This is a genomic window from Paenibacillus sp. MAHUQ-63 (assembly GCF_028765165.1).
In the GTDB taxonomy this organism is placed as follows: domain Bacteria; phylum Bacillota; class Bacilli; order Paenibacillales; family NBRC-103111; genus Paenibacillus_E.
The window spans coordinates 328013-350393 of the sequence record NZ_JARADB010000002.1 but is presented as its reverse complement, the minus strand read 5'-3'; the positions used below and the strand labels follow the sequence as shown (position 1 = coordinate 350393).

Genomic DNA, 22381 nt, shown 5'->3' with positions numbered 1-22381 from the left:
TGGAAACGCATCCAAATGATCTTTTTGGCTAAAGCGTTGATCTTTTTTGAACCTCATCTTCATCATTTTTATGAATAAGGGGGACCTTGAGCGTCACCTTCGTGCCCCCGCCTTCGTTCGCAGCCAATACCAATCCGTAATCCTCGCCGTGATGCAGCTGTATACGGTGATGCACGTTCGCGACCCCCATGCCGGTGAAAGATTGCGGACTGCGCTTCGTCCGGAACTGTTCGAGCTGCTCCTGTGTCATGCCTTCGCCGTTATCCGCGATATCAATGAATAAGGAGCCTTCCCGAACACGCGCCGTAATGACGATGGTCCCCCGCGTTTCTTTACCGGCCATTCCATGAACGATGCTGTTCTCGAGAATCGGCTGCAGCAGCAGCTTCAGCAGAAATTTCGGCTCTGCTTGCGGGTCGATGTCCCACTCCACCTCAAACGTATGGCCGTAACGCGTTTCCATAATATACAAATAATGTTTCAAATTCTCGATTTCATCGGCAAAACGCGTCATAATGCCTCCCCGGTTGAAGGAGGACGAGACGAGGCGCATCAAGGCATGCGTCATGTTCCGGATGTTGTCCGCCTTGCCGATCAGCGCCATCAGCTTGATGGCATTCAATGTATTAATCAAGAAGTGCGGATTAATTTGCGACTGCAGGGCGGCGAACTCCGCCTTCCGCTTCATCTGCTCCTGCTCCTCACGCTGCCGCAGCAGCAGCTTGATCTGATCGAGCATGTGGTTGAACGTGCGTCCGAGCGTGGCCATTTCGGCGATGCCCGACGTGCCGATTTTGGCATTCAGATCGCCATCCATGACTAACGACATTTTACGGACGAGCACATGGATCGGTCTGGTCAGATTGTGCACCACGGAGAAGGAGATGAGCAGGAAGATGGCAATGACCGCACAAGTGACGACCAGCACGATTCGGTTGATGCGGTTATAATTGGCCGTAAGCTCGCTGTACGGCAGCTCATGGACGACTTTCCACCCCAGATTGCCCACGGTCGTGTAAGTCTCCAGCATCGTTGGCTCCCCCGTCCGATCGACAAAATAGCCTTCGTTGCCGGAACCTATCTGCTCCAGCAGATAGGGCTCAATACGCGCTTGGTTCCAGTTGCTGCTCGCGGCGACAACCTGGCCTTCGTCCGTTAGCATGACAAAGGCGGACTTATCATACGGCTGCTGCCGGAATATGTTATCGAATGCTTCCTGATTCAATGTGAAACAGATCATCTCCACATCGCTGAGCGTGTGATAGTCGCTGGGAGCAATCGCCGCAGACAAGTCAAGCGGTGTGGATTGGCCATACAGCACCGACTTCTGCAAGCCGAGAAAGCGCACATTATCTTTCACCTTCAGCGTCTCCCTGTACCAATTCATCGCCCGTACGTCTTGTTCGGCTGCGGATAAATTTTGCTGGTAGGAATATACGCCGCCGTCTTTGTAGAAAAAGTGAATGGCCAGCAGCTGGCTCGACATCGAATACGTATACCGGCTGAGCGCCAGTCCCAAGGCGTTGATGTAGGCGTAACGGTTGCTCTCATCCGCTTGATGCAGCGAGGTGGCGATGGACAGAATATCCCGGTCCACCCCGATTGCCGCTGTAACGTACTCGATCTTACTGATTTCTTGCCTTGCAGAGTAGGTTACCGCTTGCAGCGTTTGCAGTGTGCGTTCCGTCGTCTGCTGCAGCAGATCGCGTTTGTATACCTGCAGAATCATCGTTGATATCGTTACGATCGGGAACACAACCATGACGACCAGCAGCACATGCAGCGTCGCCGCGAACGTCCACGGTTTGGCAAATAATTTGATCTTCATGCTAACCCCCCGCATGTTTCTGTCTTTTCTTCCACATACATTCGGTCATATTAGGGAAATGTCCTTCCGGGATGCAAAAAGCCCGCTTCCCCCGGTCAACAGTGACCGGATGAAACGGGCTTTCCACTAAAGCGCAACCGGCTGGCCCAGCTTCGCCGACCGGTAGGCGGCAAGCGCCACCTGCGCCGCCTTCATGCCGTCTTCCCCTGTGACGGGGACTTGCCGGCCCTGGAGCAGCGCGTTAACGAAATCTCGAATCATATACGCATCCATATCATCGCCCCAGAAGGTATACAATCCTTTGCCGGCTGCATTGCTGAAGAGATCGTTCTTCTGCGCGAAGCCGTCGACGGTAATGACGCCCTTCGTCCCGACAATTTCCATCGTTACATCGCCCCAAGTCGGGAACGATTTCGGACGGGACCAGCTCGTGTCCAACACCGCGATCACGTCATTGTCGAACTTCATGTGCAGCATGCCGGCGTCCTCGACCTTCAGTTCCTCCTTGAAGAGCGTAGCGGCGTAAGCATACACCTCTTTCACATTCGCCTGCAAAATCCAATGCATCAAGTCCATCACATGCACGGTGTGATCCAGGACCGCTCCGCCTCCGGACAAGCTCGGATCAACGAACCACCCGCCCGGGTTGCCCCCGTGGTTCGTCCCTTTGATGGCCACGATATCGCCGATTTCTCCTTGATCGATGGCTTCTTTCGCGCGCACGACGGCTGCCAAATACCGGCACGGAAATGCCGTCATCAACTGCACGCCGTTCTCTTCGCATGCGGCAATCATTTGCGCCATCTCTTCCATCGTCGTGCCGAGCGGTTTCTCGCACAGCACATGCTTTTTGGCTCGAGCCGCGTCGATGGTCAGCTGCGCATGATGCACATTTTCCGAACAGATAACGACCGCATCCACATCCTCGGCCAACAGCTGCCGGTAGTCCGCATAATACGGTATCCCGTAGCGTTCGACGACGCCCTCCACTCTGCTTCGGTCCTCGTCGGCAATACCGACGATTCGTACGGCCGGTATTTGGGCCAAGCTGTTTAAGTAGCCGAAAGCATGCCCGTGCGCGAAGCTGATCATGCCTACTTTCAAAATGTCCATATCCATATCCATGTCCCTCCCGGAATGTGCGGCTCCGCCTACAGCGTTACCGCTTGGCCTGTTCGAACGGATTCCAGCGCTGCCCTTGCGATTTCCAGCGCTCTACAGGCATCCTGCACGGTCACGCGGGGCTCGGTGCCTTCCCGGATGCAAGTGAGAAAATGTTCGAGCTCGATGTAGTAAGGATCCTTGAAGCTCGGGCTCTGCGGTATTTCCACAGCTTTGCCTCCGTGTTCAGCAGGAGACGACTTACGGATTTGCAAGGACTGGGAGTTCATGCTGTCCGTACGGACCAGCCCGTCCGAACCGGCAAACTCCGCCGCATAGCGGAACGAGCCCGGATAACCCCAGAACGCCTCCAGATTGGCCACCGCACCATTCTCAAAAACGAGCGTGACGAGCGCATAATCCGTCGTTCCAACTACCCGGTTCATCCCGTACACGGACTTCACTTCCCCAAGCGTCCAGCGCATATAATCAATGTCGTGAATCATTAAATCCATGATTACGCCTCCGCTTCGGTCCGCTTCCAGATACCAGGGCCTGGCTTCCCCCGGATGTCCGCCAGCCCGGCGCGCGTTCGCAACCCCGGCACGCCCGATTCTGCCGCTGTCGATCTGCTCCTTCATCTGTGCATATTCCGGGAAGAAGCGCACTACATGGCCGATGAACAGCCGTACGCCATTCTCCTCACAGCACGCGATCATATCCTTCGCTTCCTCCACATGAAGCGCTATCGGCTTCTCGCAAATGACATGCTTCCCGGCCCGTGCGGCTTGCATGACGATTTCCTTATGCAAATACGTAGGCACCGCGACACTGATGACATCCACAGCCTCGACCGCCAACATTTCATCCATCGTTTCGTAAGGCGTCGCTCCCGTTAGTTTAGCCGCGTTAGCCGCTTGCTCGAATACAGGCTCGCAAACGGCCACCAACTCGACGCCCGGCATTTTCGCATAGCTCTTCGCATGCCACATTCCCATTCCGCCGCAGCCCACTACCGCCACTTTCATCTCTCTACTTCCCCTTTCATTTGTTGTATACTACTTAATGCAATCATAGCTGTTCATGGCTCCTACCAAAATGACGCGTTTTGTCTTGTTTCTATCCAAATTTGCCGTCGGAAATCAGGTGTGCTAAGCATGGAAACGTTCAAAGAACCGATACATTACCAGAATGAGCGTCTCTGCATGAAGGTGTGGCAGTTCACGAGTTCCTCTCCCCCCAGACCGTTCGGGCAGCAGTGGCATTATCATAAAGAAGTCGAATTCATCCTTGTGCAGGAAGGCAGGTTGGGCATTCGTACGCCAGACAACAGCTACAGTCTCACTCCGGGAGATGTGCTGCTGATCGGCTCCTCCCAGCTTCATATCAGCAACAAACCGGAGGACGGCGCGCTCGTCTACATTGTGCTTCACGTTGATTTGCAGCCGTATTTCGATCCCGCCATGATGATGTATTACCGCCATTTCTCCGAGATGGTGCGCCCGCTGGAGGACCTCAATTACATCTTCCTCGAAAATGAGCGCGCCAAACAGGAGGTCGGACGGATCATCGTCGACGTTCACTCCGAGATGATGGACAAAACCAAGGGCTACGAAATCGCGATGAGCATGCATATCAAGCATCTGCTTCTCGCCCTGCTCCGCTATGACCGGCGCGAGCTGCTTCAGCCCTTTGAATTCGTTGATGCTGCCGTTATGCGGCCGATCCTCGATTATGTGGAAGCGCACTTAGTGGAGAAAATCGAAATGGAAGAGGTTAGCCGGATCGCCGGCATGAGCTACACGTATTTCTCCAAATATTTCAAGAAATGCGTCGGCCTCTCGTTCACCGATTATGTGAACCGGCAGCGCATTCGCAAAGCCGGGCAGCTGCTTGCTACGAAGACGGATATTATCACAGAAGTTGCAGCCGGTGTCGGATTCGAGAACATGGCGCATTTCTACGAACTGTTCAAGCGTTACAACGGCTGCACGCCCAAAGAGTACGCCCGCAAGCTGCTAAGAGAGGGCTGAGCATCAAAGAACGGCAGTCCGGGACTTCATCGAGTCCGAGACTGCCGTTCCTAATCCACGTTCAAGTTCAGGTACCCCTTACTTGAAATGGCCGCGCGGCTTTTTGCCGCTCCATCGTTCATCCACCTTCTCGAGAGCCGATTGATACCTGGCATCCACGCTCAAGCGGTACTGGTTAGTCGTATTCTCCAACGAGCAATGCATCAAGAACATGCCGAAGATGAGCACATCGCCCGCTTGAAATTCGGTTGTCGCCCACTGTCCCCCGAATTTCTCCGTAATGACAAGCGGATCGTCGGTATAATGGCCGATGCCGTCGCGGTCCGAATCTTTCGTACCATACGACTGTTTCAAAGCTTCGAAACGGTGGGAGCCCAGACATATCGCCAGTCCGCCCATCTCATAAGATATGTCTCCCAAGGGTGACCATACGGTATACACATTGTGCGTCCCCCTGCCCATATACACGATGTCGTAATGCGCGCCTGTGAAATCCCCTCGGCCTACGGCTCGCAGCCATTTGTAATGATAGGTCAGCGACGCTTCTCCGAGAAAACGATCGAAGAAACGCATGATCCGCTCCCCGTTGAGAACATCAAGCAGCGCAGGCAGGTCTTCGTTCGTCCCCCCCATGAAAATCGTTCGGCTGCCGTCGGCCATCATGCCATCCTCCAGTTGGGTATCCCTGTCGAGCTTCCCCATCAGCGCCATTTTCTCCAGAATACTTGTACGCGCGCGCAGCACGGCATCCCGGTCATGAAATCCGCGAATCAGCAAGTAGCCGTCTTCCTCCATCCGCCCCCGCAATGCCTCCGGATCGTCCAATACATCGTTGGAGCTCCTAAGTTCAGTCAGATGTTGACCGCCCATCTCCAGTTCCCTGCTGCCTACTTTGATCCTCATTCCCGCTACACTCCTCTGCCCGTTATCTGATTCAAGTGTAGCGGAAAAAGACCTCCCCCACCATGGATGTCAGTTTCATTTCCATGTATAATTGTACAAACAATTAGTTAATTATCACCGCTTCGTGGACATTTCAATGTATAATCGATCATTCACAAGGAGTGCGGAGAATGAGCTATATGAATATTCCCTACGGGTTGAACCAAGCCTCGGTTTCCCAGTCATCCTTCCTGTCGATCTGGAAGGTGCAGGCAGACAATGCCTACCAGGTTACGAAGGGAGCGGGCTTCGATTTCCCCGGACTTTTCATCACGTATGAAGGCAGCGGCGTGTTCTTGCAAGACAATAGGCAATTCGATTTGCAAGCCGGCACTTATTTCTTCACGCAAGAAGCGATTCCTTGCTCGTACCGGTGCTTGAACAATGACTGGAAATTTTACTTTCTGGATTTCAGCTCCCTTGACATCGCCCGTGAACTCCGGCTGCCTGCAGACAGGGTCGTCTCAACGGTCAAAATAACGGAAGCGACACAGCTGTGCGAGCGGCTGATCGACACCTTGATTGCCGAACCTGTGGGGTATGCTTATTCCGCTAACATCTTCCTGCAGGAGCTTCTGCTGCTTTTGGCCAGGGAGCAATCTGCAGCTCCGGATTCACGCTATTCCGAACTTAACCAGATCTTGATCTATATTCACCGGCACATCGACCAAGCTCTCCGTATCGAAGAGCTGATCGAACGGAGCGGAATGTCCAGGACGGCGTTCTTCACGCGTTTCCGTGCCGTGACCGGACAGCCGCCCGGCGACTACATCTTGAACCTGAAGATAGAGTCGGCCCGAGTATCTCTAGAAACGACGAATTTCTCGGTGAAAGAAATTGCGGCGCAGCTGCAATTTTACGACGAGTTTCATTTCTCCAAGTTGTTTAAGCGCAAGTACGGCCTCTCGCCAAGCGCCTACCGGGATACACGCCATTAAACTCAATCGTTTAATGCGAACAATCAACGATCCTGCGCCCGGTACGAACTCGGAGCGATGCCGAAGTACTTCGTAAATGCCCGGGTAAACGAATACAGTTCCGGATATCCAAGCGACAGGGCAATTTCCGTAACGCTCAGATTCGTTTCCCGCAGCAGGTTGGCCCCCTTCTCCAATCTGATTTTTTGCAAATATTGCTGGGGAGAGAGACCGAATTTGCTGCGGAAGCAGGCAAACAGATGCGAGCGGTGAATGCCGACTGAACGCGCGGCATCTTCGATGCGGATGTTTTCCCCTGCGTGCAGGTCCAAATAGTCTTTCACATCGTCAAGCCAACCCTCTCTTCTTACAGGCTCTTCACGCACGGAAGCGTTGTTCATTTTCCAAAACAGATCGTAGAGCAGGCTCGTTTCCCGCAAAACATCTTTGTCCGGCTGGCTGACGGTCTGAAGAATCGTGCGAAGACTTCGAATCACTTCCGAGTTGGCGACGCCCTTGAGCCAAAACGTATCAGGCGTCGGACCTAACTGTGCGACAAGCTGCGGAAGCTGTCCGCCTTCCATGGCCAGCCATATCATTTCCAGCGGTTTCTCCGCTGCTTCATGAATCGTTTCATAGACATAAGGCCGTCTGGGAAATATAACGAATAAGTCTCCTTTCCCCAGCTCCACCGTCCGCTTCCCCGCAGAAACCCGGACTTCCCCCTTCACGACCCAGTGAAAGCTGATTTGGTCGATCATTTTGGGACCTACCGAATAATTAGGCTTGGCTACGTTCTGCCCCGCTCTTACAATCCAGCAGCCTCCGGCCATCTGCACAGGGTGCGGCAGCGAATACCAAAAATCCGCATACTCGTAAGCATATTCCTGCAAGGTCCTCACCCTTTCGATATAAATCCAACATAATGACAAGTGCTAGACATATTGTTATTTTGATATTCCTTTATAATCCTTATACTTATAAGCATAGAGGCTTATCTACATAGTAGAAGGGAGCAGACACTTTGAAAAGACCTAATATTTTACTCATTACAAGCGATCAACAGCACTGGGATACGATTGGCGCCTTCAACACCGAGCTGTCCACTCCCAATCTCGATCGTCTGGTTCGGGAAGGGACCACCTTCACGCGAGCTTACTGTCCGAACCCGACCTGCACGCCGACCCGCTCATCCATCATCACCGGCATGTACCCCAGCCAGCATGGAGCATGGACACTGGGCACGAAGCTGCTGGAAGACCGCCACACGGTTGGGGAAGATCTGCAAGCCGCTTCTTACCGTACCGCTTTGGTCGGCAAAGCCCATTTCCAACCTCTGCGCAGCACGGAGCAGTATCCGTCCTTGGAATCTTATCCGATCCTGCAGGATTTGAACTTCTGGAAGTCGTTCGATGAAGATTTCTACGGCTTCGAACATGTCGAGCTGGCGCGAAATCATACGAACGAAGCCCATGTCGGCCAGCACTACGCTCTCTGGATGGAAGCTAAGGGCTGCACGAACTGGCGGGACTATTTCGTTGCGCCGACCGGCACGATGGACCCTTCGAAGCTGCACCACTGGGAAATTCCGGAGGAATACCATTACAATACCTGGATTGCCGAAAGATCCGAAGCGCTGCTGGAGCAGTACAAGGAGTCCGGGGAACCTTTCTTCCTCTGGTCCAGCTTCTTCGATCCGCATCCGGACTACCTCGTTCCGGCGCCATGGGATACGATGTACGATCCGGATAAGCTTACCATCCCGACGGTAACGCCGGGGGAGCACGACCAGAATCCGCCGCATTTCGGATTAACGCAGCAGGCCGACCCCGACTTCTCGCATCTGCGCGAGGGCCAGTACGGCATTCACGGGTATCATTCACACGCGACTCTGCCTGAGAGCGAGCGCAAGCAGCTGGTCGCCACCTATTACGGCATGATCAGCTGTATGGACAAATATATCGGCCGAATATTAGACCGGCTTGATGAGCTTGGCTTGGCCGACAACACGATCGTCGTATTCACCACGGATCACGGACATTTCTTCGGCCAGCACGGCCTGCAGTACAAAGGCGGCTTCCACTACGAGGATCTCATCAAGATTCCTTTCATCGTCCGTTATCCCGGCCATGTCCCTGCCGGCCAAACGTCTGCGGCCATCCAATCGCTTGTCGATCTGGCGCCGACATTCCTGTCTCTCGCAGGCATCCCCATTCCGCATCACATGACCGGCGTCGATCAAAGCCGCGTATGGACGGGGAAAGCCAGCCAAGCACGGGATCACGCCATCTGCGAATTCCGCCATGAACCGACGACGATTCACCAGAAAACCTACGTTGGTGAACGTTATAAAATTACCGTCTATTATAATCAAACGTACGGTGAAATTTTCGATCTGCAGGAGGATCCGGGGGAAGTCCGCAACCTCTGGAACGATCCGGCCAGCGCCGCCTTGAAATCCGAGCTGCTGCTCAAATATATTTGGGCGGAGCTGGGCAAAGAATCGATGCCGATGCCCCGCATCTGGCACGCCTAACAGCACAGGCTTGAAGAGCAAAAAAGGAGTTAAGCGCATAAAGCGGCTTAACTCCTTTTTCGATTTTTACAAAGACGAAGCCGGTTGCTTCTGTTTGCGGCGCAGCCAAATGAAGAGCCCGAATACGATGACACAGGCCATCGACAGCCATGAGCTGTATAGGAACACTTGTCTCATGCCATAAGCCGCACTCATGATGCCGCCCAGGAACGAGCCGATAATGCGCGCCGCTCCCAGGCTGAGCAGCCCGTTGAGCGTCTGGCCGCTGGCTTTCCATTCCGAAGGCACCTCCCGGTTGATGAACGTGGCGAGCGTCACGGACAACACGATGAAGATGACCCCGTGCAGCACCTGAACCGGAAGAATCCAATGCGGCTGATCGATGATCGAGAATAAATACCAGCGGGCTGCGGATCCAAGTGCTGCGATCACCAAGAGCATCGAAATCGAGACCCGCTTAAATATCCAGCCGGAGAACAGCAGAAACGGCAGCTCGCTCATCGAGGAAATCACCATGGACCAACCCAGCAGCACGTTGTCGGCACCCATTTCCTTGAAGTAAATCGGGAAGAACGCGTAATAATAGCCGAGCGTAATTTGTACGATGAAATTCATCCCCAAATACAGCATCAGCTTGCCGTTGCGGAACAGCTCCCGGAACTGCTTGCCCGTTGCGTTCGCCGTTCGGGAAACCGCCTGCGGGAAGCACCAGAGGAGGAGCAGACCTGCCGCCATCGTTCCCGCATACACAGGAAACATCGAGTTGATGTGCGATTTGGCCACAAATCCGAAAACGAGCGACATTGTAGCAAAGCCGATGGTCCCCCCCAGACGAATCCAGCCGAAATTCCAAGTGGGCCGCCGGTCCAGCTCTTCCAACGTAATGGCATCGCTAATGGCGAAGATCGACGTTTGGAAGAACATGAATATACAGATAAGTAAGAGCAGATAAACGAAATTGTGCGACAGCGGGAAGAACAGGATGGAGAGGCCGCTGCCGAGCAGGAGCGATGCAAGCACCCGGTTCTTCGTCTTCGCCTTATCGCCGAGCGCTCCCCATACCGGTTGACCGAACATCGCGATCAGCGGACCGAGGCTTAGCAGCGTTCCGATTTGTTCCTGCGAGAACTTGGTATTATGCAGATACACCGGTAAAAAAGTGCCATAAACCGCATTTCCCATGTAGATGACGGCATAAAATAGCAAAAAAGCGTAGAGTCTCGTTGTCAGCCCCTTCTTTCCAGTGAAATAATGAAAAGCCGGCCCAACATGAAGAAGGGCCAGCTCCGACATAAGGTTATTAAAAATGTACGACAGCTGCCCTCTCGGTTCAAGCATTTTTTTTGGAAGTGCCGAATACGTCGCGTATCGCTTCCAAGTAGGCCATGCCGCTCACCGTATCAGGCTCCAGATAGCTGCCTTCCGTCCATTCGTTCCAAGCATTAATCGTAAATATACACGGACTCGTCTGGCCTCTGTCCAGGAATGATTTGACCCCCTCCAAGGCAATCTTGAATGCTTCCGGCGTATTGCCTGCCAGCGTGGCCATATAGGGGTAGCCCAGCGGCTCGAAGCTTTCCGATTGCACGGTGCGCGGGCTGGAATCCCAGCCCATCGTCACATTCGGGTAATAGGGCAGCTTGTATGCCGCTGTGAATTTCTCGTAATCCAGCAGCGACCGGTCCCGGATCCAAGCATAATCCGTTTCCGGGAACTGATCCACAGGCTGGTGATGGATCCAGACATACGATGTGATGCTGTCCACCCCAAGCTCCTCCAGCACTTCATGTATATTGGTGATTGTCTGCTCAGTCGGGAGAATCTGCAGCCCCCACACGACCACATTCAGATGAAGCTCTCCGCAGCCGGCAGCCCGCACCCGCTCACGGAACTCCCGCAGCACGCGAGCCGTTGCCGCAATGCCGCCCAATCCGCGGATGAGGCTGTGAATCTCGTAGAACGAGACATATAGTCCGCCTTGAACCCGCCAATACGATGGATGGCTGAAGTAATGGCGTATCATATGCTCCGTTGCGGCAACGAACCCCTTCTCGCTGATTTGGCCTGCCGCCTGAATGTTATAAGGCCTGCTGCGCTGAGCCGGATGTATGTCAATCCAATCGTGGTTAGCCCACATGACAGCAAATTTCAAGCGGTCGTTATTAGGGGCTTGCAGGAAGCCCTCATCCAGAGCACGCTGCAGAAACGGTCCGTCCTCGTACCAGTACCAATCGAAGATGAAGGACGTTAAGCCGTGGTCGGCGGCGGCCGCAATCTTGCGTGCCATGACGGACGGGTCCGCCTCATCCTCATAGCCCCACAAAGGTATTTTGGGCTGCCGGTGCCCAGGGAATTTGGGCTCTGCACGCTTTACGAGCTCCCATTCGGTCCAGCCTTCTCCATGCCACTTCGCATTGCGGCTGTCACGATGATAATTCGGAAAATAGTACGCTGCTGCTTCGTAGGATGCCATCTCTAACATCTCCTCTTATGAACAGTGATTGAACTCTATCTTTCCTATCTTTATTGTATAATAGGAATAAATATGTAACCACTTACAAAATACGCAGCAGCCTCATCCTGCCGTGAGGATCAACCGCATTTTCGCTATAATCGCCCAAGACCGGCCGGCCGCAGCATGATACGCTTGAACCAAACGACCGAAAGGGTGAGTCTATTGTCATCTGTCATAAGCCCGGAACATATCGCATTCTATGAGCAAAATGGCTTCGTTCAAGTGGACGGCATCTTGCTTCCAGCGGAGATCGAGGAGCTGACGAGCGCCATGGAAGAAGCGATGAGCGAGCGCTCGGATCGCGCCGTTGCTACGGATGAAAGCAAAGGAGCTTATTACCGCGTACTCAATCAGAAAGTTAACGTTTGGCGGGACCACGGTACAATGGCCAAATATTCCCTGCATGCGCGAATCGCCGAAGCCGCCAAGGCGCTGAGCGGAGCAAGCGGGGTACGCCTGTTCCATGACCACGCCCTGTGGAAAATGCCGCAGGACTCCAAGCCGACGCCTTGGCATCAAGACCTGCCCTACTGGCCGATGAACGAGCCCGGCGCTCTCTCCGCCTGGATTCCGCTTGATGACGTCGATGAGCGGAACGGCTGCATGATGTTCATTCCAGGCTCGCACCAAGCCGGCAAGCTGGCGGGCATTGACCTCGTCAATCCGCAGAATATCTTTGATTTCGTACAAGGTACGGAGCATGAACAGGCGAAGCCCGTCATCGTGCCCTTGAAGAAAGGAAGCTGCACCTTTCATCATGGTCAGACCTTTCACTATGCGCATGCCAATCTGACCTCCAACCCTCGCAGAGTGCTGGCGATCATCTATATGCCGGACGGCACGACCTACAGCGGCAAAAAGCATCTCGTCACGGACGGACTCGGACTTCTTCCGGGCAATCCCATCAAGGGAGGAACGTTCCCTCTCCTTGCCTGATCGCCGGGCCGGCCCGTATCTCGTCGTGCGGAATTCTTGTTGAAATGAGTGTGTATGATGACACAGATGAGGAGCAATCAATTTTTCGACAATCCGGACTTCCCCTTCTATGCCGGCTACTACACGGTTTCCCCAGGGGAAATCATCACCGAGCATTCGCACGAGTTTACCGAGCTGGCTTATATTGCTGATGGCTCCGGGGAGCACAGCTACAATGCGGGAGAATTCTATCCCGTCAAGTCGGGGGATGTCTTCGTCATTGAGCCGGATATCGTTCATGCGTACAAGGTTTCCCCTGCCGAGAAGCTGACGGTGTGCAACCTCTTGTTCATGCCGTCGCTGCTCAAGGCGGAACTTGACACGTTGTCCCTCGTTACCCCTTTCGTTAACTTTTACTACGTCGAGCCCTTCTTGCGCAATAATGTCCGTTTCGTCTCGCGCCTAAGACTCCGAACCAATCAACAGCTCGAAATCGGTTCGCTTCTGGATAAACTGATTGCCGAGCAGAACAGCAAGCCGCTTGGATATGAAACGATGATCAAAACCGGACTGATCCAGCTGTTCATCTCCTTGAGCAGGTTCTACCAGCAGATGGAGCAGCCCGGAGCGAAGCTCGGCCAAGATGAGCAAACCCTGCAAACGATTCTGGCGTTTATCCGCAAGCACTACGCGCAGCCGCTGACCTTGGAGCAGATCAGCCACGTATGCGGCATGAGCGCCTCCGTATTTTCCGCCAAATTCAAGCAGTACACCGGCAAAACCTTCATCGAATACCGCAACGATATTCGTCTGGGCATGGCCAAGGAGGCGATCCGGGAAACTTCCGACAAAATAGCGGACATTGCCCTTCAAGTCGGCTTCGACGACCTTAGCTTTTTCAATAAGCTGTTCAAAAAAAAGACCGGGCTTACGCCCGGCCAGCTTCGCAAGAAGCCTGTGTAACGGACGGCGCGACATTTACAAGATCGTTTGGAACGCCGTTTTGTGCTCATTCTTATATTTAATGCCCGTCTGCAAAGTAGAAATCAACATCATATCCCGCCATACGAGCAAATCGGTGACCTCCGCGCGCACATTGAACGAATGCAGCATGATGCGTCCTTGCAGATCGAACAGCTTATAAATACCCGTATTCGCACATACGTACACGCCATCTAGATGCGAAACGAGCCGGTTCAAGCGCATTCCGTCGAACCTCACATGTTGGAAACCGCCCATTTTGTTGCCTATGACCAGTCCGCCGCGGGCCGTCGTTCCGACCAGCATCTGATTGAATACGGCTAACGAAGTGACCGCCTGATTCAGAGGCAGCTCGCACCAATCCCCCGTTAACAGATCGTAAAAGGCAACGCCTTCTTCATAGCCGACGAATAGAAAATGCGGGGTTACGAGCATATCGAACGTTTGCTTCCCGGCGAAGGCCAACGTTTGCCAATTCCCATCGCTGCCGCAAAGCAGCCCCTTCGAGGTCAGGACGAATCTGTCGCCCCAGCCGATCATACGGTAGCAAGCGTCCGTGACACTCGTCCGCTGCCAAATGTCGTCCTCCAGCACATAAAGCCCGCGGTTGGTCGATGCATACAGCTGCGTGTCGACCCAGTCCAAGCGGTGGATGTGCAGATGGTCCGGCAAGCCTTGGGACGCAATCTCCCATGAACGAAGCGGCGTGAATTGAAAGACGCCTTTCCCATGCGTGCCTGCGTACAAGACGCCGTCATTGGATGCCGTCAATGTGGTGAAACGAAGCGGCAGCAGGTCATTGCTGGAGTGCCAGAATCGGTTGGTATCCATGAAAGTTCCCCTGCCTTTACATGACTAGCCGGCTGGAGCAGCACGGGCAGCCTTTATTGGTTTCCATATAAACATCCTTCACAAGCCTCAGGTAGTCCATGGATTTGCCGACATCCATTTCCTCCATCCCGATCCGGTACTGCTTGCCGTTTAGCATGTTGAACAGCTCCAAGCGTTCCGGCAGCCTTCCGAATGCCTTGTGGCAGAAGACGACGGTCATATGGCCAAATAATTGAGCGGCTGCCTCGCTGTCCTCCATCACATATTTATGAACGACGAAGGAACCCTGCTCGCACGCCATGACTTGAACAATCATCGATAAGCAAAGCTCAAGCTCCTCCACCCACACATCGCTGCTTTCAAAGAGCATGATCGGCCTTTGAACGGCATTCTCATCCGTCAGCTGGTCGTACAGATGGGCCAACACCCTTGCCTTCACATCCATATAAAAAGCTTTGGACTCGAATTTGCGGCATTTGTTCGTCCATCTTCCTTCGAATTGTTTCGTTAAATACTCGCAGGTTCGTAATGCTGCCGGCATCGAATACCAGTCCTTAATCGCATGGTAAGCCGCATACTGCGTCAGCTGCTTCCAGCCGGGTTCATCGGAGCGGTCGCTGCAGCCTTCCGGCGAAGAGCTGCGAATCCAGCTCTCCAATTGATAATCGGTGAGAATTTGCATGGTACCCATGCCCACCCCAACTTCATTCACTTGCATCATATGTATGGGACACCCCGCAATTGTTATTGTGGCAACAACTTGGAAATCTCGGATGGATACATGTATCATTTGTCATTTATCATTTACCATTATCACTTTCCATTTATCATTTTCCATTGATAATGATTTTCAATTTCATCGATTAATTCAAATGATAATGTTTCTCAATGAAACTGTCAAGTTGTAAGCACAAATAACGGAGCTCCCCTCTCATACGTCATTCCATGATCTGACCTTCACCCATCGACCGCTCCGCCGCCTGCTTGATATACAAATTGCGTTGTAATAAGAAATTATGCATATAAGCTTGCAAAAACCAGCGATCGGCCCATTTGCCCAGCACGCCCAACGGGGATGTATAGTTGAAAATATCGATCATCAGCGTACCGTTCTGTACTTCAACAAACTCATGCGCGTGCGTGAACGACTTGAACGCGCCACGTACCTGCTCATCGACAAAACGGCGGGGCCGGTCCATCTCCGTTATCTTGGCGGTGAGCCGCTGTTTGATGCCGAAATGGACCGCTTCCCAGGTTACGGACTGTCCCAATTCAATGAGGCCGCTTGTGACGCCGGCCACCGGCCGCTCTCTCGTTTGTGCGGTAGACTGCGAATGGATCTCAATGCTTCTCGCCAAATCGAAGATTACCTCTGCAGGCGCTTCGATTAGCAGTTCTATTCGGATCGTCGGCATGACTTCAGCACTCTTTCTTCCTGTTATTCTTCACGCCAGATTTCCTCGGCGATTCGTTTCAGCACCAGCGCTTGCCGCCACCGGTCGGATATTTCTTTCCCCTCCCTGTCTACTATCGCATAGGAAGGCGGTCCCAGCTCGCATACGAATGGGAACACATCTCCTTCGCTGGCCTTCGCACGCCATTCACGCATCCCTTCCCGCCACCAGCGGGCAAAAGGCTTCACCAACGGATGCTCCCCGTCATCGCCGATATCGATCTGGACTTGGTTGCCGTTCGAGACGCGCGCATGAATGGATGCGGTACGGGTGAGCAGCTCCCCGAACAGTCGCTCGGTGGCGTCATCCGCCCCTTCTTCGCCGATAGCGGTCCCTACGATATAGTGGGACAAATCCATCGTCAGGCGCAGCTCCGGCAGCGCTCTTACGTACTCCGACGTCCGCAGCAAATCCTGCGTAATGCGCCCGCGATGCGTTTCCACATAGAAGGGGATGTCCACATCCGCCGCTTGCCGGATCAAGCTGTCCAAGCCGTTGACGGCGTCGCTGTGTACCATATACGGGCCCAATACTTGGGCGTTGATATAGCGGGCTCCGAACTGCTTCGCTCTCCGCAGGAAGCTGGATATGTCGTCGCCGGCCCACGGGAAAGGAGCCATCTGCACGCCGAAGCTGAAGCCATAGTCTCTCAGCAACCGATGCCAGCGCTCCGCCTCCCGCTCCTCCGGCAGCCGCCCCAAAATGCTGGAAAAGCCGGCTTCCGCCAGCTTCTCGAACTTCTGCTCCATCGACCATTCCGCGCTGCCGTCACCGAGCCCGGACATGGCCCACCACGACTGCCCGACTTCCAATTTCACCTTGTTACTCGCATTCACCCATATCTCCTCCTGCACGGAAATGTTGTTCGCCTGATTGCTATGCCCATTATAACTTCAACCGAAGGAGCGGGTGAAGTAGGCAAACCGCTCCATCTTCGCGCATAACGCCTGCTTACTCGAAAATCTCCTGCAGGAAACGGATAACCTTGCGCTGATGCTCTTCCCCGGTCTCGTGCCCGGAGAACGGATAATCATAGATCCGTTTGGCGCACGTCAAACGATTGTAGGCCGCATACACCGTTTCAGGCATGCACACCGTGTCCTTCCAACCGACGGACATCAATACCGGCGCTTCAATCCGGTGAGCCAGATTGATGATATCGAAGTGCGCCAGCGCATCGAGCGCCGCATCCAGGTCATCGGGATGACGCTTCACATATTGGGCGACCTCCGTCAGTGAGCCCGTGGAATGAAGCACGCCGTAATCGAGATGGCACAGATTCGGGATGTTCGCCACGACCGCCTTGACGTTCGGGCAGAGCGCGCCGGCCAGCAGCGCCATGCCGCCCCCCTGGCTCGTACCGACCGCAGCGATCCGGCCGGGGTCGATCTCCGGTTGAAGGGCAGCGGCTTCTACAGCCCTCACCACATCAAGAGCCAGGGCCATATAGTAGCTGCGTTCCTTGTTCAGCAGGTTGCGCGACACCCAGCCCTTGGCCGCTCCCGTCTCATCCTGCAGGTAGTTGCCCGTTTCCCCCGTTTGCCCCCGGGCATCGACGGCAAGTACCGCATAGCCCAGCAGGAGCCAGACCGCATAGCGCTCCGGCAAGCCTTTGTCTCCGGTATAGCCCGGAAACGTGATGATGCAAGGCGGCTTGCTGCCCTCCTGCCGGTTCTCCGGCACGAGGAACCAAGTGTGAATCGGGGTGCCGTCATGGCCTGAATAAGTCAGCTTATCCATCCGAACAGCCGGGAATAACGAATCCGTTCTTTCTCTATGTACAGCTAGCGGCTGCCGGGCCGACAATTCGAGCATACCGCTCCAAAAGGCATCGATGTAATCGCGCTCCAGCGTCGCCGCCGGCATATACTGCTCAAGCTCTTTTTTACGTTTGGTAATGACATTCACTTCTTCTCATCCTCTCCGGTTAAAAACCTCAACAATCACAAGGAACTTTCATGTGACTCGGTTTCCATTCTTTGTTAATGCCTGTCCCATCCTCTTTATGCTAAAGCAATCGGCAATTTCTGTATAGTAGAAAAGGCTGCCCCAGCAGTCCTAATCGACCACTGTGACAGCCATTGTTCATTCTTCGAACTGAAACCCTTGAATTCTCACATTCGCCTCACTCGGTTTCACTTCCGGCATTTCAGGCCGCTCGCCGTACAGCTGGGCGAAAATGCCTTCAATCTCATCGCCGGTCAAATCCCCCCGCTTCAACAGCTCTTCCGCGATCGTGTGCACGAAGCGGTCATATTCACGGACGAGCTTCTTCACTTGGAGCATCTGATCTTTCAACAGTTCGTTGATTTTCGGACGTAGCGCCTTCAGCCCTTCGGCCCGCGAGCCGATGGCCAGCCAGCTGAACAGCTCATCGCCCATCCCGACCATGCCCAGGTAGGCACCAGCAAGCTCTGTCGCCTGCTGCAGGTCGGAGGTCACTCCGTTCAACTTCTTGTTCAGGAACTCTTCCTCCACCGCACGGGCAGCCAAGCATACTTGAATCTCCGCCAGAATCTCGCTGTCGCTCCGGTTATACCGCTCATGCGTCGGCTTGGTAGCAGCCAGCCCTAGAGCGCCGCCACGGCGGATGATCGTGACCTTCCACACGCGCTCATGCGGCTTCAGCAGAAACTGGGCGACAGCGTGCCCCGCCTCATGATACGCGACATTGCGCTTCTCGTCGTCCCGCATGGAGCGCAGCGGTTGTTTGAGACCCCACTCATAGGTCTCCATCGCAGCACGGAAGTCTTCGTAGCTGGCCAGTTGAGCTCCCCGCTGGTGGGCGATGACGACCGCCTCGTTGACGATGTGCTTGATTTGGGCCGGGCTGTACCCGATCGTGTCCAAACCGGCAACCTCCGGCGTCAGCGATGCGTCGCGCTTCACTTTCTTCAAGTAGTACTGGAAAATGTCAACCCTGCCGTCATAGTCGGGCACATCGACCCACAGCTGACGGTCGAACCGGCCAGGCCGCAGCAAAGCCGCATCCAGCACATCGGGCAAATTCGTAGCCGCAACGGTCAACACGGCTGGCCGTTCAGCCTTCTTGCGCCGAAGCCCCAGCGAGCGCAGCAGCTTAGCGATCTTGGTGTTGTCGATGTTCGGCGGATCCATCTGCAGGAGCAGCTCGTTGAGCAGACCCGTGCCCCCGCCCATGCCCATCATCCCCATCATGCCTCCGCCGGCGCCCCCTTGGCGGCTCATGCCGATGGCATCGATCTCATCGATGAAGATGATGCAGGCGCCGTACACTCTGGCGAGCTTGCGCGCCTTCTTGAAGATACCCATCACCTTCAGGTTGCCGACGCCGAAGAACATGTTCTGGAAGCTGGGCGCCGAGGCGTAAGCGAACGGCACTTGCGCTTCATTGGCGATAACTTGCGCCAAATACGATTTCCCCGTCCCCGGGGGACCGCACAGCAGCAAGCCCCGGATCGCCTCACCGCCCATCTCCTTGAACTCTTTGACCCCTTTGAGAAGGGTCACAATGCGTTTGGCATTCTCCACAATTTCGGGGTTCCCCCGATAATCGTCCCAGGTCGCGCCGGTCTCGCCAGGTAATATCCAGTACGTTCGTCCTCTGGCCAAGAACCAGAACAGGGCTACGAACTGGATGATCATGAACATGACTGCGAATAACAACTGGAATAACAGGCTGAGAATCGTCAGTGCGACGTTCCAATAGGTCGGCCCTCCCACCCACAACACGGTGCCGGTTATGACGAGGGCTGCGAGCCAGAGGATGAATGTACGCCACTTAATCCACCGATATCTCCTCATGGCTTCACTTCCTTTCCTGGGACCAACTTTCAGAAGGCCCTTTAAACTGGTTTATTGGAAGATTTTGCGGAAATCCAATAAATATTTGAGAATGACAGCAATCCCGCAGATGAAATAGAAGATCACAAGAATCCAACCTGTAGGATCAATTGAAGATAAATTTACAAGCACATTTAATGGCAGAATGTAATAGAGGACATCTTTCAAATAATCTAACACGAAACTGAAATCGAAAGTTCCTTCCCAAAATGTTCGGAAAAAGGAGATTAAGAAATGCACGATCATCAGCCCGAAAATAGCCCATAAAGTGTAAATCATCCAGCCTGCAACTGTGTTTACCACTTTTCACCACCACCTTGGTACATCTTATGCTAGGAAAAGTGACAGGTGCGGATATTGTGAGATTCAGACTGAAAAACATAGATTACCACCAATATATTCTATTTCTTTCATATTAAGACCGGGGGCGGTTTAAAATCAAGCACAATGTGCAGAGAGCTGGAATTGCAAATAAGCAGATGAAAATAATGGAAATTCACCTCTATGAAATGCCATGCGTAGCCGAGCTGAAATATTCCTGCAGCTATGAGAACCCCCAACCGACCGAGGCTATCGGACACAGCGGCCGTTATGGCATAGATAGCCCTCGGCTGTTGGGATAACAGGAATCCTTAACGAGAATCTCGGCCTGTGGCAGATCAAAAAAGCCCGGTTCCCTCAACGAGAGTCTCAGCCTTACCGAGAGCAAGCTTGTAACGGGAGTTTCTCCTGCGGCAGCTCAAGAAAGCCCGACTCCCTCAACGAGAGTCACGCCCTTACCGAGAACCAAGCCCATAACGGGAGTTTCTCCTGTTAAATGCTGCCTGGTGGAGCCACGAATGCTGAATAACAGGAAAATCTCCCGTTAATCGGCCTGTACCCGCAGACTTTAAGCAAAAAAGGGGAAAATTAACGGGAGGAATTCCCTTTATTCGTAGAAATGGGTTAATAATCTCGGGATTAACGGGAGAAATTCCAGTTACGCCCTGCGATCAGATCAAGAAAGCCCGACTCCCTCTACTAGAGTCCCGCCCTTACCGAGGACCAAGCCAATTACGGGAGTTTCTCCTGTTAAATGCTGCCTGATGGAGCCTCGAATGTTGGGTTACTGAAAAACTCCCGTTAATCGGCCCACCCCCGCTGTAATCCGCCTCATCTAGCTCCTAACGGACTCCAATTTACCTATATTAGTCGGCTTTTCGCCGTAATGATGCTCCATTACGCGGATAACGGTACTGGTGGAGTTTACATTTGCAATGCTGGTTATATCCATTCAATTAGGACTGTCGTGTCCATGCAGCGATCGGTCCCAAACAAAAAAGCAGGCACCAGTTTGAACTGGTACCTGCTTTTGTTCTAAAAAATCCGCTGCTTCCAACCGAGCAGCTTGGCAATCGACTCCACATAATAGTAATCGCCGTAAATGAGCGACACGTTCACATTTTGTCCGGCCGGCTTATTGCCCGTACCTTCGCGCAGGATGGCCTGGTGCTCCGGCTGTTCCCATGTGCCGTAGTTCTGCGTCAACGACAGCAGTATTCGTTCGGCAGCCTGCCGGTATACCGCTCCTTCGATGCCTGGCAGGAATTCCGCCAGCTCGATCAGCCCCGATGCCGCGCAGGTGGCAGCGGATGTATCCCGCGGCTCGCCATCGAGCGACTCCGCCGCACGGAAATCCCAGTGTGCGACGTGATCCTCCGGCAAACATGCCAAGAAATAGTTAGCCACGCGCTGCGCTGCGCGCAAGTATCGGGCATCGCCCGTGTAACGGTAGACGTTGGCCAGGCCATGCAGCGCCCAAGCGGCTCCGCGGCTCCAAGCGGACTGAGGTCCGGCGCCTTGGCCGCCGAGCGACTCGATGAGCTCGCCCGTCTTCGGGTTGAAGCTCAAAATATGGTTCACCGAGCCGTCCTCGCGAACGAATTTATCCACAACCGTATTCGCATGCGCTATGGCGATCTGCTCGAAACGCGGATCCTCCGTTACTTGCGAGGCCCAGAACAGGATCGACAGATTCATGGTTGAATCTACGATCGACCAACCGATTTTGTCCTGATTCCAGGCACGCAAGAAATTACCGGCAAGATTGAAGCGGCCCGCCAGGAAATTGGCGGCTGTAACCCCGCGGCGCAAGCCCGTGGCATCGCCTGTCAGCTTATGCTTGATCACGGCAGTCGGCAAATACTGGAACCCGACATCGTGGTGGAAATTGTTGTCGCGCACGCTCGCCTGCTCCAGCTTTTCGTCCCACTGCCAAGCGGCTTCCTTGTAATGCTCTTTGCCCGTCATATCGTACAGGATCCACAGAATGCCCGGCCAGAAGCCGGAGGTCCACCAATCGATCCGCATATCGTCGTAGATGCCGTCTTCCTTCGCCACATGCGGAGATTTCTCTCCAAGCTGCGTAATCATGCGGTCGACCTTCTCCTGCAATGCTTCCCATACCTGGGGCAAAATTTCATCGAATTTCCCGGCATTTTTCCAAACCGCTGTCATCTCGTTCATC

20 protein-coding genes are annotated in these 22381 nt (G+C 53.9%); 5 read left to right on the top strand and 15 right to left on the bottom strand.

Annotation, left to right across the window (positions count from 1 at the left end):
• Nucleotides 1-28 precede the first annotated feature (28 nt).
• The 3 genes from PUT07_RS09740 to PUT07_RS09730 form a co-directional block, all read right to left on the bottom strand.
• Nucleotides 29-1828 carry a sensor histidine kinase gene (locus PUT07_RS09740; RefSeq protein WP_274467762.1) on the bottom strand — a complete coding sequence of 600 codons (1800 nt, stop codon included), beginning with the start codon at nucleotides 1826-1828 and terminating at the stop codon, nucleotides 29-31.
• A 126-nt stretch (nucleotides 1829-1954) separates the two neighbouring features.
• Nucleotides 1955-2941 (bottom strand): Gfo/Idh/MocA family protein, encoded by a 987-nt coding sequence (locus PUT07_RS09735; RefSeq protein WP_274469266.1) that lies wholly within the window; start codon nucleotides 2939-2941, stop codon nucleotides 1955-1957.
• 38 nt (nucleotides 2942-2979) lie between these two features.
• A complete protein-coding gene (locus tag PUT07_RS09730; protein WP_274467761.1) occupies nucleotides 2980-3957 on the bottom strand; it encodes a Gfo/Idh/MocA family protein in 978 nt (325 codons plus the stop codon).
• A gap of 129 nt (nucleotides 3958-4086) precedes the next feature.
• Here PUT07_RS09730 and PUT07_RS09725 point away from each other — a divergent pair, with 129 nt between their 5' ends.
• Nucleotides 4087-4962 (top strand): helix-turn-helix domain-containing protein, encoded by an 876-nt coding sequence (locus tag PUT07_RS09725; protein ID WP_274467760.1) that lies wholly within the window; start codon nucleotides 4087-4089, stop codon nucleotides 4960-4962.
• A gap of 78 nt (nucleotides 4963-5040) precedes the next feature.
• On the opposite strand, the gene PUT07_RS09720 is transcribed toward PUT07_RS09725, so the two are convergent.
• Nucleotides 5041-5865: a phytanoyl-CoA dioxygenase family protein gene (locus tag PUT07_RS09720; RefSeq protein ID WP_274467759.1), complete on the bottom strand. Its 825-nt coding sequence runs from the start codon at nucleotides 5863-5865 to the stop codon at nucleotides 5041-5043.
• A 170-nt stretch (nucleotides 5866-6035) separates the two neighbouring features.
• Between PUT07_RS09720 and PUT07_RS09715 the strand changes: the two genes are divergently transcribed.
• Nucleotides 6036-6842: an AraC family transcriptional regulator gene (locus PUT07_RS09715; protein ID WP_274467758.1), complete on the top strand. Its 807-nt coding sequence runs from the start codon at nucleotides 6036-6038 to the stop codon at nucleotides 6840-6842.
• 23 nt (nucleotides 6843-6865) lie between these two features.
• Here PUT07_RS09715 and PUT07_RS09710 read toward each other — a convergent pair whose 3' ends face one another.
• Nucleotides 6866-7714 carry an AraC family transcriptional regulator gene (locus PUT07_RS09710; protein ID WP_274467757.1) on the bottom strand — a complete coding sequence of 283 codons (849 nt, stop codon included), beginning with the start codon at nucleotides 7712-7714 and terminating at the stop codon, nucleotides 6866-6868.
• A 131-nt stretch (nucleotides 7715-7845) separates the two neighbouring features.
• Here PUT07_RS09710 and PUT07_RS09705 point away from each other — a divergent pair, with 131 nt between their 5' ends.
• Nucleotides 7846-9357 carry a sulfatase family protein gene (locus PUT07_RS09705; RefSeq protein WP_274467756.1) on the top strand — a complete coding sequence of 504 codons (1512 nt, stop codon included), beginning with the start codon at nucleotides 7846-7848 and terminating at the stop codon, nucleotides 9355-9357.
• A gap of 66 nt (nucleotides 9358-9423) precedes the next feature.
• Here PUT07_RS09705 and PUT07_RS09700 read toward each other — a convergent pair whose 3' ends face one another.
• On the bottom strand, nucleotides 9424-10650 hold the full coding sequence (locus PUT07_RS09700; protein ID WP_379239766.1) for an MFS transporter: 1227 nt from the start codon (nucleotides 10648-10650) through the stop codon (nucleotides 9424-9426).
• Between the two features lie 37 nt (nucleotides 10651-10687).
• A complete protein-coding gene (locus PUT07_RS09695; protein ID WP_274467755.1) occupies nucleotides 10688-11830 on the bottom strand; it encodes a glycosyltransferase WbsX family protein in 1143 nt (380 codons plus the stop codon).
• Nucleotides 11831-12034: 204 nt separating this feature from the next.
• Between PUT07_RS09695 and PUT07_RS09690 the strand changes: the two genes are divergently transcribed.
• Both PUT07_RS09690 and PUT07_RS09685 read left to right on the top strand, forming a co-directional pair.
• The gene (locus PUT07_RS09690) at nucleotides 12035-12808 is read left to right on the top strand and encodes a phytanoyl-CoA dioxygenase family protein (RefSeq protein WP_274467754.1); all 774 of its coding nucleotides are present in this window, start codon (nucleotides 12035-12037) and stop codon (nucleotides 12806-12808) included.
• Between the two features lie 54 nt (nucleotides 12809-12862).
• Nucleotides 12863-13750, top strand: a complete 888-nt coding sequence (locus tag PUT07_RS09685) for an AraC family transcriptional regulator (RefSeq protein ID WP_274467753.1) — start codon at nucleotides 12863-12865, stop codon at nucleotides 13748-13750.
• Between the two features lie 15 nt (nucleotides 13751-13765).
• Here the strand turns inward: PUT07_RS09685 and PUT07_RS09680 are convergent, their stop codons facing one another.
• The 8 genes from PUT07_RS09680 to PUT07_RS09645 form a co-directional block, all read right to left on the bottom strand.
• Nucleotides 13766-14599, bottom strand: coding sequence for a hypothetical protein (locus PUT07_RS09680; RefSeq protein WP_274467752.1), 834 nt, complete (start codon nucleotides 14597-14599; stop codon nucleotides 13766-13768).
• A 16-nt stretch (nucleotides 14600-14615) separates the two neighbouring features.
• The gene (locus PUT07_RS09675; RefSeq protein ID WP_274467751.1) at nucleotides 14616-15320 is read right to left on the bottom strand and encodes a hypothetical protein; all 705 of its coding nucleotides are present in this window, start codon (nucleotides 15318-15320) and stop codon (nucleotides 14616-14618) included.
• 217 nt (nucleotides 15321-15537) lie between these two features.
• Complete coding sequence (locus tag PUT07_RS09670; RefSeq protein ID WP_274467750.1) at nucleotides 15538-16014, bottom strand: SRPBCC family protein; 477 nt, start codon at nucleotides 16012-16014, stop codon at nucleotides 15538-15540.
• Nucleotides 16015-16037: 23 nt separating this feature from the next.
• Nucleotides 16038-16889, bottom strand: a complete 852-nt coding sequence (locus PUT07_RS09665; protein WP_274467749.1) for a sugar phosphate isomerase/epimerase family protein — start codon at nucleotides 16887-16889, stop codon at nucleotides 16038-16040.
• Nucleotides 16890-17004: 115 nt separating this feature from the next.
• Nucleotides 17005-17961, bottom strand: coding sequence for an acetylxylan esterase (locus PUT07_RS09660; RefSeq protein WP_274467748.1), 957 nt, complete (start codon nucleotides 17959-17961; stop codon nucleotides 17005-17007).
• A 177-nt stretch (nucleotides 17962-18138) separates the two neighbouring features.
• A complete protein-coding gene (locus PUT07_RS09655) occupies nucleotides 18139-19836 on the bottom strand; it encodes an AAA family ATPase (RefSeq protein ID WP_274467747.1) in 1698 nt (565 codons plus the stop codon).
• A 51-nt stretch (nucleotides 19837-19887) separates the two neighbouring features.
• Nucleotides 19888-20178 carry a hypothetical protein gene (locus tag PUT07_RS09650; RefSeq protein ID WP_274467746.1) on the bottom strand — a complete coding sequence of 97 codons (291 nt, stop codon included), beginning with the start codon at nucleotides 20176-20178 and terminating at the stop codon, nucleotides 19888-19890.
• A 1053-nt stretch (nucleotides 20179-21231) separates the two neighbouring features.
• Nucleotides 21232-22371, bottom strand: coding sequence for a glycoside hydrolase family 88 protein (locus PUT07_RS09645; protein WP_379239764.1), 1140 nt, complete (start codon nucleotides 22369-22371; stop codon nucleotides 21232-21234).
• Nucleotides 22372-22381 lie beyond the last annotated feature (10 nt).